The sequence below is a fragment of the Streptomyces sp. 11-1-2 genome (genome assembly GCF_003595545.1).
GTDB lineage: Bacteria > Actinomycetota > Actinomycetes > Streptomycetales > Streptomycetaceae > Streptomyces > Streptomyces hygroscopicus_B.
The window spans coordinates 8808905-8820910 of the sequence record NZ_CP022545.1; the positions used below are offsets into that span (position 1 = coordinate 8808905).

At 71.4% G+C, this 12006-nt stretch carries 11 protein-coding genes; 8 read left to right on the forward strand and 3 right to left on the reverse strand.

What is annotated here, in order from left to right:
- Positions 1–25 precede the first annotated feature (25 nt).
- Positions 26–439 (reverse strand): SsgA family sporulation/cell division regulator, encoded by a 414-nt coding sequence (locus CGL27_RS37825; protein ID WP_059144298.1) that lies wholly within the window; start codon positions 437–439, stop codon positions 26–28.
- Between the two features lie 228 nt (positions 440–667).
- On the opposite strand from CGL27_RS37825, the gene CGL27_RS37830 reads away from it, so the two are divergent.
- From CGL27_RS37830 to CGL27_RS37845, 4 genes are all read left to right on the forward strand, one after another.
- Positions 668–2161, forward strand: a complete 1494-nt coding sequence (locus tag CGL27_RS37830) for a hypothetical protein (protein ID WP_119992178.1) — start codon at positions 668–670, stop codon at positions 2159–2161.
- A 79-nt stretch (positions 2162–2240) separates the two neighbouring features.
- Positions 2241–3317, forward strand: a complete 1077-nt coding sequence (locus tag CGL27_RS37835) for an IS630 family transposase (RefSeq protein ID WP_162953282.1) — start codon at positions 2241–2243, stop codon at positions 3315–3317.
- A gap of 211 nt (positions 3318–3528) precedes the next feature.
- Positions 3529–4716 carry an IS701 family transposase gene (locus tag CGL27_RS37840; protein ID WP_119994361.1) on the forward strand — a complete coding sequence of 396 codons (1188 nt, stop codon included), beginning with the start codon at positions 3529–3531 and terminating at the stop codon, positions 4714–4716.
- A 504-nt stretch (positions 4717–5220) separates the two neighbouring features.
- Complete coding sequence (locus tag CGL27_RS37845; protein ID WP_078647241.1) at positions 5221–6303, forward strand: oxidoreductase; 1083 nt, start codon at positions 5221–5223, stop codon at positions 6301–6303.
- A gap of 27 nt (positions 6304–6330) precedes the next feature.
- Here the strand turns inward: CGL27_RS37845 and CGL27_RS37850 are convergent, their stop codons facing one another.
- The gene (locus tag CGL27_RS37850; RefSeq protein WP_078640061.1) at positions 6331–6627 is read right to left on the reverse strand and encodes a YciI family protein; all 297 of its coding nucleotides are present in this window, start codon (positions 6625–6627) and stop codon (positions 6331–6333) included.
- Between the two features lie 30 nt (positions 6628–6657).
- On the opposite strand from CGL27_RS37850, the gene CGL27_RS37855 reads away from it, so the two are divergent.
- Positions 6658–7398: an endonuclease V gene (locus CGL27_RS37855; protein ID WP_119992179.1), complete on the forward strand. Its 741-nt coding sequence runs from the start codon at positions 6658–6660 to the stop codon at positions 7396–7398.
- Positions 7399–7551: 153 nt separating this feature from the next.
- Here the strand turns inward: CGL27_RS37855 and CGL27_RS37860 are convergent, their stop codons facing one another.
- Positions 7552–8043, reverse strand: coding sequence for a DUF1203 domain-containing protein (locus tag CGL27_RS37860; protein WP_162953155.1), 492 nt, complete (start codon positions 8041–8043; stop codon positions 7552–7554).
- 163 nt (positions 8044–8206) lie between these two features.
- Here CGL27_RS37860 and CGL27_RS37865 point away from each other — a divergent pair, with 163 nt between their 5' ends.
- From CGL27_RS37865 to CGL27_RS37875, 3 genes are all read left to right on the forward strand, one after another.
- Complete coding sequence (locus CGL27_RS37865) at positions 8207–9145, forward strand: dihydrodipicolinate synthase family protein (RefSeq protein WP_119992181.1); 939 nt, start codon at positions 8207–8209, stop codon at positions 9143–9145.
- Entirely contained in the window at positions 9142–10599 is a 1458-nt protein-coding gene (locus CGL27_RS37870; RefSeq protein WP_119992182.1) for a sialate:H+ symport family MFS transporter, read from the forward strand. Before CGL27_RS37865 ends, CGL27_RS37870 begins: the two co-directional genes overlap by 4 nt.
- A gap of 175 nt (positions 10600–10774) precedes the next feature.
- Positions 10775–11935, forward strand: a complete 1161-nt coding sequence (locus tag CGL27_RS37875; protein ID WP_119992183.1) for a CaiB/BaiF CoA-transferase family protein — start codon at positions 10775–10777, stop codon at positions 11933–11935.
- Positions 11936–12006: the final 71 nt, after the last annotated feature.

Sequence of the window (12006 nt, forward strand, 5' to 3'; positions counted from 1 at the left end):
CGGGCTCACAGGTGTCCGTACCGGCTCAGGCGTCTCTCAGCAGTGACGCCAGCCCCTGGTCCAGGTCGAGCTCCCCGGCCTCGCTGCCCTCGGGGACGATGGCGTACGAGCGGCCGAGGAATCTGCGGAGATCCGCGGTGTCGAACTGGACCATGGCCATGCCCTCGGGGGCATGGAATTCCAGGACCGTCCGCCGCGGCCCGCACGGCCACATCTGCACATCCCCGCTCCCCGCCGGGCCGCGCAGCCCGGCCGACAGCAGCTCCCGCCCGAACGTCCACTCCACGGTGGAGCCGTCGAGGGACGCGGAGGGCGGGAAGGAGACGCGGACGGCGAACGGGTCGTCCCGCTCATAGCGCAGGCACGCCGGAATCGCGCGTGACTCGGGCGTCGACGCGATGAGCTGTGCCTGGACGGCTTGATCGATGACAGTGGTCACGTCGGCTCCCTTGCGACAGGTGCGGGGCGCGTCGCCCTTTCGAGAGTTAAGACGTTTGGGCGATCAGGGCAGTGCACCCGCTTTCGACGTGACGTGCGTCACGAGTGTTTTTTCGAGGGGACATAGGGCATTTAGGCTTGCCAAACCATGCAAGGTCTCGGGGCGCCGTGCGGAGCTGTTACAGAACGGCGGCAATGACGAGGCACCCACCCCAGGGGTTGTTCCACCATGACCGAAGGTCACGCACCGCTCGACGCGGCCGCCTACACCCGTATCTACGAAGCCGAATATTCGCGTCTGTGCGGATATGCCCGAACTCTTACCGGTAACCCCTGGGTTGCCGGGGACCTGGTGGCCGAGGCGCACTACAGCGTGTGGCGCCGGCTGCGTGCCGGGCACCCGCTCGGTGCCGACGCCGTCCCCGCCGAGCTGACGAGCGCCGCAAGGGGGCTCTCGGCCGGGGCGGGGGGCTGGGGCCCGGCGCAGCAGGCGTCGTACCTCGAACCGCTTGTGCAGGTCCTCCATGAGCTGCCGCAGCGCTGGGTGAAGGTGCTGTGGCTCGCCGAAGTGGACGGGCTGCCGCCGGAGGAGGTGGCGTGGCGGACCGGAGTGAGCCCGGACGGCGCGGCGGCCCTGGTGGAGCGGGTCCGTGGCAGTGTGCGCCAGGAGTTCCTGCGCGCCCAGCCCGGTTATCCGGCGAGCGCCGCGTGCGGTGAGCACTGGGAGCGGCTGCCCGGCCATGTGCAGGGCGTGGACTCCCCGGACCAGGCCGAGCGGATCGCCGTGCACATCGACGGCTGCCGGGACTGCCGGGGCCGGATGGAGCAGCTCGTGGCGGCCGACGACCGGCTGTCCGCGCTGACCGGCCCGGCGCTGCTGGCGCTGTACGACCGGGGCATGGCGCGCTTCCTGGCACCCCTGGCGGCCGCCGCCGCGGTGGGCGCCGTAGGGGCCGCCGGAGTGGGCGCCATGGCATCCGGCGGTTCGCATGCGGCTCCCTCGAACGGGCCGCTGGTCTCGTCCCGCCGTTCCATGCACCACCTCGTCCGCGGGCAGGTGCGCCAGGCGGGGCCGGTGGCGGTCGCGGCGGCTGCGGGCGGGGTGCTGCTGGTCGCGGGGGCGGCGGTCATGACGGGGCTCGCGCTGACGGACGGCGGCTCGGCGGAGGCTCAGCAGCCGGCCGGGGTGTCGGCGCCGTCTATATCGGACACATCCGACTCCTCTGATTCGTCTGGCTCTTCCGCTTCGTCCGGCTCGTCGTCGGCTTCGGGTACGTCCGCCACGTCCGGGGCCGCGCGGCACTCGGGCGGGTCGCGGGTGGGCGCTCCGGGGGAGGCGTCCCGGAACCGGCCGTCCACGTCGAGCGTGCCCACGGGGCATTCCCCGGCGGATGTGCCGTCCAGCGCCGTCTCGCCCTCGCGGAAGGCGCCGTCGTCCTCTTCCTCCGCTTCGCCCTCATCCCGGCCGTCTTCGCCCGGCTCGCCCTCTTCGTCTGCTTCTTCCTCCCCGTCGGGCAGCCCGTCCCACCAGCCGACCGACGAACCGACCGGGAAGCCCACGGATGGCGGGACCAAGGACCCGGAGGGCACCCCGAGCGGACAGCCCACGGACGAGCCGACGCGGCAGCCCACGCAGCGGCCCACGGCCAAGCCGACCGACCCCGGCTCCGGCGACTCCCGGGGCTGCGTCTCGCTGGTGGTCCGGCTCTGCGTATCCCGCTAGTGTCCTGCGCCGGTAGTTGATCGTTAGTAGTGGTGTGACTTCTGCTGCTGGTGCATCAGTTCCTCGTCGGGGCCCGAAGCTGGAGCCGTTGCTGCTCTGTGATGAGGAGCGGGCGGTGTTGGAGCGGTGGACGCGTCGGGCGACATCGGCCCAGGCTCTGGCCCTGCGCGCGCGGATTGTGCTGGCGTGTGCGGGGCCGGAGGTGCCGCCGATTGTGGCGGTTGCTCGGGATCTGCGGGTGAGTGCGGACACGGTCCGCAAGTGGCGGCGCCGGTTCCTCGCTGAGCGGCTGGATGGCCTGGCCGACGAGCCGCGGCCGGGCCGGCCGCCCACCATCAGCATCGATCAGGTGGAGGCGGTCGTGGTCACCACGCTGGAGGAGATCCCGAAGAACGCCACCCACTGGTCCCGTAGGTCGATGGCCGAGCACAGTGGCCTGTCGAAGTCGACCGTTGGCCGGATCTGGCGGAAGTTCCAGCTCAAGCCGCACCAGACAGACACCTTCAAGCTGTCGACGGACCCGTTGTTCGTGGAGAAGGTCTACGACGTCGTCGGCCTGTACTTCAACCCGCCCGAGGGCGCCGTGGTGCTGTCGGTGGATGAGAAATCGCAGATCCAGGCTCTGGACCGGTCCCAGCCGGTGCTGCCGATAATGCCGGGCATGCCCGAGCGCCGGACCCATGATTACGTGCGCAACGGCCTGACCACCTTGTTCGCCGCGTTCGACGTCGCCACCGGCGAGGTCATCAGTGCTCTGCACCGTCGGCACCGGGCAGCGGAATTCAAGAAGTTCCTGATCAGGATCGACAAGGAGGTGCCCGCGCATCTCCAGGTCCATCTGATCTGTGACAACTACGGCACCCACAAGACCCCAGCGATCAGGACGTGGCTGGCCAAACACCCCCGCTTCCACATGCACTTCACCCCGACGGGCTCCTCCTGGATCAACCAGGTCGAGCGGTGGTTCGGCTTCCTGGCCGACCAGAAGATCCGCCGCGGCGCACACAAGAACGTCCAGACCCTTGAAGCCGACATCCGCACCTGGGTCAAGGACTGGAACGCAGACCCCAAGCCGTTCATCTGGACCAAGACCGCCGAGGAGATCCTCGAATCCCTCGCCCAATTCTGCCGACGGATCTCCGGCGCAGGACACTAGTACTCCAGCAGCGTTTCGCTATCTGGCCTGGTCAGGGGTGTCGTCCGGAGTGTAGTGGGCTGGTGGTGTGTCAGGGGCGGTCTTGCCGGAGTGCCCCTCCAACGAGTGGATCGGGGAAATGGCCGGGCTGTGATACGGACAGCCTCCCAACGTGATCGACGAACATGCGGACGCGGCCTGGGAACGAGAACTCGACGACCTCTTCCTCTGCATCGGCCACCGGTTTGGCCGTGCCGACCTGCGGCGCCGGATGCGGGACTATGTGCGGGGCCTGCTCGCCCCTGTCGGCCGCAAGAACGGCTGGCAACTGGCCGAGTTCGCCGGGCATCGCACCCCCGATGGCCTCCAGCGGTTGCTGAATGGAGCAACCTGGAACGCCGCCGACGTCCGCGACGACCTGCAGTCATATGTCGCCAGGCACCTCGGCGATGACGGCGGGGTGCTCGTCATCGATGACACCGGCTTCATCAAGAAGGGCACCACCTCGGCCGGAGTGCAGCGCCAATACTCCGGCACCGCCGGCCGCACCGAGAACTGCCAGATCGGTGTCTTCGCCGCCTACGCCACCAGCACCGGACGGGCGTTGGTGGACCGGGAGCTGTACTTGCCCAGGTCGTGGACGGACGACCGCGAGCGCTGCCGGGCGGCGAAAGTCCCCGACGAACGCGGCTTCGCCACCAAGGGAGAGCTGGCCAAGCGCCTCGTACTGCGTGCCCTGGCCTCCGATCTCCCCCTCGCCTGGGTGGCCGCGGACGCCGCCTACGGGCAAGAGGGACGCTTCCGCCGTCTGCTGGAGCAGTCCGGTCTCGGCTATGTGCTCGCAGTGCCCAAGTCCCAGCAGGTCTTCGGCCCGCGCATCGACCACCTCTTCGCTCAGGCCCCCGTGGAGGCATGGGAGCCGATCTCGTGCGGCGACGGGGCCAAGGGGCCGCGGCTCTACCACTGGGCGGCACTGGAATTGCCCACGGTGGCCGAGTTCGACTACCAGGGCGATGTTCCCGTCCGTCGGCGGTGGGCACTGGCCCGCCGCAGTCCCAGCAAGCCCGAGCAGATCGCGTATTTCCTCGCCTACGCCCCACGGGAGGCCGCGGTGGCCGACCTGGTGCGGATCGCCGGGATGCGCTGGCAGATCGAGGAGTGCTTCCAGGCCGCGAAGAACGAGTGCGGCCTGGACCAGTACGAGGTCCGCCGTTACATCGGCTGGTACCGGCACATCACCCTGGCCATGCTTGCCCATGCCTACCTCGCGGTCATGGCGGCCGACGCGGGAGCAAAGGGGGGTGCAGAAACGCTTCCGGCCCCCTGGCTCCGCTCACCGTGGCAGAAGTCCGGCGGCTCCTGGCGCCTCGCCTCACCGGGAACCGCCGACCCGACCGGTCGCTTCGCGCGCACATGCTGAACTGGTCACGCTGGCGCCGCAGGCGCCAGCTCGTCGCCCGCCACTGCCACTACCGGCGACGACTCCACTCGTTGGAGGGGCACTCCGGCAAGACCGCCCCTGACACACCACCAGCCCACTACACTCCGGACGACACCCCTGACCAGGCCAGATAGCGAAACGCTGCTGGAGTACTAGGCCCTGTCCGGTGGATCTTCGCGGATCAGCCCGCGGCGTCTGGTGCGGTGCATCGCAAGGCGGAGGGTCGTCCTCGTACCGGGTCGTACTCGGACGATCCCGACAACGCGGCCGGGGGCACCTCCCAGCGGTAGCTGGGGGCGCCGTGCCAGGCGTCGCGGGCCCGCGAAGATCCGCCGGACAGGGCCTAGGGGAGGGTCGCCCTGAGCGCCTTACGGCCGGCGACGTCCGCCATCTTCCCGATCGTCCGCTCACGCGTCCATGGACGTCGATCACGCGCATGGGCTAGCTTCCAGGCCCATGAGGGGCATGGGGATCGTGGGCATGATGAGACGTGTGGTGGCGGCCGGGCTCTGCGGGGCGGCGCTCGCCGCCGTGGTGGCCGTGCCCGCCCATGCGCAACCGGCGGGCGGAGAAGGCCGGTTGGGGCTGGGCTGGCGGCTCAAGGAGAGCGGTACCGACGCCCGGTTCCGCGGGCTGGCCGCGATCAGCCGCACGACGGCGTGGGTCGCGGGCACCAAGGGCACGGTGCTGCGGACGCACGACGGCGGGCGCAGTTGGGCGAATGTCTCGCCGCCCGGTGCGGAGGGGCTGGAGTTCCGCGATGTGGAGGCGTTCGACGCGCGCCGGGCGGTGGTGCTGGCCATCGGCGAGGGCGAGGCGTCACGGGTCTTCCGTACGGATGACGGCGGCGCCACCTGGAGCGAGAGCTTCCGGAACACCGATCCGCGCGCCTTCTACGACTGCCTGACGTTCTTCAACGCCCGCCATGGGATCGCGCTGAGCGACCCGGTGGACGGCCGGTACCGCATACTGGCCACCGGCGACGGCGGCCGGAGCTGGCGCGTCCTGCCGTCGGACGGGATGCCCGCGGCGCAGCCGGGCGAGGCGTCGTTCGCGGCGAGCGGGCAGTGCCTGGTCGCCGCCGGGAGCCGCAGTGCCTGGTTCGCCACCGGTGGCTCGGCCACATCCCGGGTGTTCCACTCCACCGACCGGGGTCGCACCTGGACGGTGACCGATGCGCCGATCCCGGCGGGCGACCCCGCGCGCGGAGTCTTCGGGCTGGCCTTCCGTGACGACCGTAAGGGCATCGCCGTCGGCGGCGACTACCGTCCAGGCGAGCCGTCCCCACGGGCCGCGGCCGTCACCGGGGACGGCGGCACCCACTGGACCTCGTCCGCCCAGCCGCCGCCCGCGTACCGCTCGGGCGTCACCTGGCTCCCGTACAGCGCCCACGCGGCCCTCGCGGTCGGCCCGACGGGCACCGACCTCACCCTCGACGCGGGCCGCACCTGGCGCCCCGTCGACCAGGGTTCCTACGACACGGTCGACTGCACCCCGGACCTCGCCTGCTGGGCGGCGGGCGAACAGGGCCGCATCGCCCGGATGGAGCCGACCGGCGCTCCGTAAGGACCCTGCCGCCGTCCCGCGCGGTCCTTACGGCCGCTGCTGACGGTGTTCGGCCAGGGCCGGTGCCGTGCGGGTGGCCAGGAACTCGGTGATGGTGTACTCGCCGACCCCCGCGACGATGAAGGGGTCGCTCGCCACCATCTCCTCGATCCTCGCCCGGTCGTCGCCGAGCGCCAGGATGACCCCGCCGTCGCGGGGGTTCTTGGGGCCGGAGGCGAGGAAGGTTCCGTTCGCGAAGTGGTCGTCCACCCAGACGAGGTGTTCGGGGAGGGCGGCCTCGACGCGGTCGGCCGAGGCGGTGTATGTGATCTCCAGTACGAACATGACGTGCAGGCTAGTAACGTGAGCCACACGATGACCAGCGCTGTCGATCCACGATATGAGCTGCCCCGCGACTGGCCCACCACCGAGGCCGAGGCGATCGCCGTCCAGGAGCGGACGCGGGCGTCCGTGGTCGTCGGCGGGGAGCTGCCCGAGCCGGGCACCGGCACCGGCGCGCTCGTCGGGGTGGACGTGGCGTACGACGACGAGCGCGACCTGGTCGCGGCCGCCGCCGTGGCCCTGGACGCCGGTGGCCTCGCCGTCGTCGCGGAGGCCACCGCGGTCGGCCGGGTCACCTTCCCGTACGTCCCCGGGCTGCTGGCCTTCCGTGAGATCCCGGCCGTCCTCGACGCGCTCGGCGACCTCGACCGGCGGCTCGGCCGCCGCCCCGACCTGGTGGTGTGCGACGGCTACGGCCTCGCCCACCCCCGCCGGTTCGGGCTGGCCAGCCATCTCGGGGTGCTCACCGGACTGCCCACCATCGGCGTCGCCAAGAACCCCTTCGGCTTCCGCCATGCCGACCCGGGGCCGCGCCGCGGCGACTGGTCGCCCCTGCTCGACGGGGACGAGGAGGTCGGCCGGGCACTGCGCACCCGCGACGGGGTGAAGCCGCTTTTCGTCTCCGTCGGCCACCGGGTGACCATCGCCGACGCCTGCGCGTACACCCTGCATCTGGCCCGCGACTTCCGGCAGCCCGAGACGACACGGCGCGCGGACGCGTTGTGCCGCCGGGCCCTGAAAGCCGCCGGGGCCGAAGCCGCCGCGGAGATGTGAAGCGGCCCCCGGGCCGAAGCAGCCCCCCGGGGGGGCGTGATGCAGCGGCCGGGGCCTGAAGCAGCCCGGGGGGCGTGAAATGAGCCGCCGGGCCTGAAGGGGCCCGGTCGGCCTCGCCGCCAGAGCGCCGCCAGAGCGCCCCCCAGAGCGCCGTCAGACCCGCCGCGTCTCGGCCAGGAAGCAGCCGAACTCGACGGCGCGCACATGCACCGCCGCCACCTGCGGGTCCGCGTACAGCTCGGCCAGCCCCTCCTCGATCGTCGGTTCGCCGTCGTTCAGCAGTCGGCCGCCGAGGATGTTGCCCTCGGCGGAGTACGCCCGCAGCACCCGCCGCTCGCCCGGGATGCCTTCCGCGATCCCGGGGCCGGTCCAGCCGTCGCACTCCTCGGGGTGGATGAAGACCGGGCCGACCTCGTTGTACGGGCCGGGTGTGGCACCCGTCTCCTGGGCCCAGCGGCGCAGCGGGGCGTAGGAGACGAGCACGATGGTCTCGTGCGGCCGGCTCCGGCCCAGGCAGCAGCGCATCGGGCTGCCGCCCTCCTCGTCCTCCACCACCACGCGCGGCGGGTTTCCCGCGTCGTCGGTGATCCGTAGCTGCTTCAGCACCTCGGGCGCGATGGCCCGCATCTCGTAGTTCTCGCTCATGCGTTCCAGGCTGGCCGGTGGGCTCCTGGAGTGCTGGCGGGATTCGGACGAGGCGCTGACGCGGGAAGGTACTTGACAGCGCGATGGCACTCCGTCAGATTCGGCCCCGAACATAGGACGTCCCACGTCCTAATTGCCCTGCTATCCAGAAGGCTGGGTGTCGATGAGTCTTCCGGTTCCCCTTACCGGTGTCGTTCCGCCCCTGTGCACCCCGCTCACGCCCGCGGGCGAGGTCGACACCTCTTCCCTCGCCGCGCTCGCCGAGCGGCTGATCGACGCGGGGGTGAGCGCGCTGTTCGCGCTCGGATCCAGCGGAGAGGCCGCCTATCTGAACGACCGAAGCCGCCGTACGGCCCTTAAGGCGGTTATCGAGGCCGCAGGCGGCCGGGTGCCTGTCCTCGCGGGGGCGATCGACATGACGACCGCGCGGGTCCTCGACCATGCCCGTACGGCGGCGGAGCTGGGCGCGGACGCGGTCGTGGCCACCGCGCCCTTCTACACCCGCACCCATCCCCTGGAGATCGCCGACCACTTCCGGCGGCTGCGTGACGGTGTGGACGTGCCGCTGTTCGCGTACGACATCCCGGTCTCCGTCCACTCCAAGCTGACGCCCTCGATCCTGCTTCCGCTGGCCGCCGACGCCACGCTGGCGGGGGTCAAGGACAGCAGCGGGGACGACGGGGCACTGCGGCGGATGCTCGTCGAGGTCCGCCGGCGCGGCCTCAACGACTCCTTCACCGTGCTCACCGGCTCCGAACTGTCGGTGGACGGCGCCCTGCTGGCGGGGGCCCATGGCGTCGTTCCGGGGCTGGCCAACGTCGATCCGGCCGGGTTCGTCCGGCTGTACGGGCACGCGCGTGCGGGGCGCTGGGAGCAGGCCGCCGCCGAACAGGACCGGCTGGCCGCGCTCTTCGCCATCACCGACGCCGGGGACCCGGCGCTGATGGGCGGCAGTTCGGCGGGGCTGGGCGGCTTCAAGGCCGCGCTGCGGCTGCTGGGCGTGATCGACTGCGCGGACACCGCCGCGCCCCAGGTGCCGCTGGGCGAGGCGGCCGTCAAGACCGTACGTCAACTTCTTGAGGAGGGAGGGCTGTTGCCGTGACCGGAGCCACCACGGTGCCCTGGTACCGAGAGGTCTCGCGGGGCCAGTGGAAGTCCATGTTCGCCGCCTGGATCGGCTATCTGCTCGATGGTTTCGACTTCGTACTGATCACGCTCGTCCTGACCGAGATAGCCGACGAATTCGACCTGAGCACGGCGTCGGCGGCGAGCCTGGTCTCGGGCGCCTTCATCACCCGCTGGCTCGGCGGGGCGGTGCTGGGCGCCCTGGGCGACCGCTACGGCCGTAAGGCCGCCATGATCGTCAGCATTCTGCTCTACTCGCTCGGCACCTTCGCCTGCGGGTTCGCCTGGAACTACATCAGCATGTTCACGGCCCGCCTAGTGATTGGCATGGGCATGGCTGGTGAGTACAGCGCCAGCGCCACCTATGTCCTGGAGAGCTGGCCCGCGCGGCTGCGCAACCGCGCCTCCGGCTTCCTCATCTCGGGCTACTCGGGCGGCACCATCATCGCCTCCGAGCTCTACAAGTGGGTGGTGCCCCACTGGGGCTGGCGCTGGATGTTCTGGATCGGCGTGCTGCCGGTGCTGGTCGCGCTGTGGGTGCGGCGCGCGCTTCCGGAGGCCGGGGACTGGCACGAGGAGGTGGCGACGGCGAAGGCACGGCCGAACCCCTTCCGGCCGCTGTTCGCCGGACGCTTCCGAGCGAGCGTCAACACGGCGCTGGCCGTCGCCGCGAGCGTCGCGCTGTTCCTGGTCTTCACCCCGATGGGCGCGGGCTGGCGCTGGCCGCTGTCGCTCCTGGCGGCGGGGTGTCTGGTCGCCTTCGCGGCCCAGCTCGGCGGACGGCGCCGCTGGCCGCTGTATGTGGCCCTGACGTGCACGGTCTTCTGCGCGTTCCTCTACAGCTGGCCGATCCAGGCGCTGCTGCCCACCTATCTGAAGGAGCAGCTCGGGTACACCCCGTCCGAGGTCACCGATGTGATGTTCTACGCCGGGTTCGGGACTATGGCCGGCTGCTGGCTGGCGGGGTTCGCGGGCGACTGGCTCGGCACCCGGCGTGCCTACGTCTACACCCTGCTCGCCTCGCTGGCCTTCGTCTTCCCGGTGTTCGCGGTGCAGGACACCCTGGTCGGACTGGGAGTGCTGCTGTTCTTCCTGCTCGCGCTGAGCCAGGGGATCTCCGGCATCCTGCCGAAGTACATCGCGGGTCACTTCCCGACCCGGACCCGGGCGGCCTCGCTCGGCTTCGTCTACAACACCGGGGCGCTCGGCGGGGCGGTGGCGCCGGTGCTCGGCGCCCATCTGGCCGAGGGCATGTCCCTCGGGCGGGCGCTGGCGGTGCTCACCTTCGGGCTGACGCTGGTGGTGATCGTGCTGGTCGGCTCCGATCTGCCACGCCGGCTGGGCCGGCTGACCGATCCGGCGGGCGACGAGGACCATCTGGTGCCCGAACAGCCGCTGTCGATGGCGGGGCCGGGTATGGAGAAGACCTGACCCGGAAGGCCGGTCGGCGCCACACCCGGCCCGCCGTGCTGCCGCAGGGGCCAAACCCGCTTGCCGGGCAAGGGGCTTGGTTGTCCACAGGCCCATGAGAGGGCTTGTGGAATGCGGGACGCGTTCTTAGCATCGGCGGTGTTACAGCAGTGGTGTCACACGATTGGGGGACGGCATGACGGTGGCGGCGGAGGACGGGGCGACGGCGGCCGGTCCGCTGGCCGGGGTGCGGGTGGTGGAGCTCGCGGGGATCGGGCCGGGTCCGTTCGCCGCCATGGTCCTCGCCGACCTCGGCGCCGATGTCGTCCGCGTCGACCGCCCCGGAGGCGCCGGCGGCCTGCGGATCGACCCGGACTACGACCTCACCAACCGCAACAAGCGCTCGGTGCTCCTCGACCTGAAGGCCGAGGGGAGCGTGGCCGCCGTGCTCGACCTCGTGGAGCGCGCCGACATCCTCATCGAGGGCTACCGCCCGGGGGTCACCGAGAAGCTGGGTCTCGGCCCGGAGGACTGCCTGGCCCGCAATCCCCGGCTGGTCTACGGCCGGATGACCGGCTGGGGACAGGAGGGCCCGCTCGCCCGGACCGCCGGCCATGACATCGGCTATATCGCCGTCACCGGCGCCCTCAGCATGATCGGCGCCGCCGACGGCCCGCCCATCGCCCCCGCCAACCTCCTGGGGGACTACGCGGGAGGCTCGCTCTATCTCGTCATCGGCGTCCTGGCCGCCCTGCAGCACGCCCGCGCGGGCGGCCCCGGCCAGGTCGTGGACGCCGCGATCGTCGACGGCACCGCCCATCTGACCTCCGCCATCCACGGCATGATGGCCGCCGGGGGCTGGCGGGACCAGCGCGGCACCAATCTCCTCGACGGCGGCTGCCCCTTCTACGGCACCTATGAGACCGCCGATGGCGGCTATATGGCGGTCGGGCCCCTGGAGCGGAAGTTCTACTCGGAGTTCATCGAGCTGCTGGGTATCGCAGAGCAGGCCCCGGCCCGCGATGACTTCGACAGCTGGGCCGCGCTGCGCACCGCCATCGCCGACCGCTTCAAGCAGCGCGACCGCGAGGAGTGGACCGCCGTCTTCAGCGCCTCGGACGCCTGCGTCGCCCCCGTGCTGTCGCTCCGGGAGGCTCCAGCCCATCCGCACCTCGCCGCCCGCTCCACCTTCGTCGACCACGGAGGGATCACCCAGCCCGCGCCCGCCCCGCGCTTCTCCGCCACCCCGGGCGCGGTGCGCCGCGCGCCCGTCCGGCCCGGGGCGGACACCGCCGAGGTGGCCCGCGACTGGGGAGTCACCTCGCTCGTCGAGGGAAACCCGTCAGGAACGTCTTGAACGCCATGAACCCCCGTCCGCTTCCCGCCGGTCCCCTGAGCCGTCCCCGCCCGAGCCCTCCCCTGAAAGGC

What these genes read in the sequence shown, in the direction of transcription:
- CGL27_RS37855 (WP_119992179.1), top strand. Translation starts at nt 6,658, where the DNA reads ATGACCAGCGCTGTCGATCCACGATATGAGCTGCCCCGCGACTGGCCC.
- CGL27_RS37850 (WP_078640061.1), bottom strand. Translation starts at nt 6,627, where the DNA reads ATGTTCGTACTGGAGATCACATACACCGCCTCGGCCGACCGCGTCGAG.
- CGL27_RS37845 (WP_078647241.1), top strand. Translation starts at nt 5,221, where the DNA reads ATGAGACGTGTGGTGGCGGCCGGGCTCTGCGGGGCGGCGCTCGCCGCC.
- CGL27_RS37865 (WP_119992181.1), top strand. Translation starts at nt 8,207, where the DNA reads ATGAGTCTTCCGGTTCCCCTTACCGGTGTCGTTCCGCCCCTGTGCACC.
- CGL27_RS37830 (WP_119992178.1), top strand. Translation starts at nt 668, where the DNA reads ATGACCGAAGGTCACGCACCGCTCGACGCGGCCGCCTACACCCGTATC.
- CGL27_RS37875 (WP_119992183.1), top strand. Translation starts at nt 10,775, where the DNA reads ATGACGGTGGCGGCGGAGGACGGGGCGACGGCGGCCGGTCCGCTGGCC.
- CGL27_RS37860 (WP_162953155.1), bottom strand. Translation starts at nt 8,043, where the DNA reads ATGAGCGAGAACTACGAGATGCGGGCCATCGCGCCCGAGGTGCTGAAG.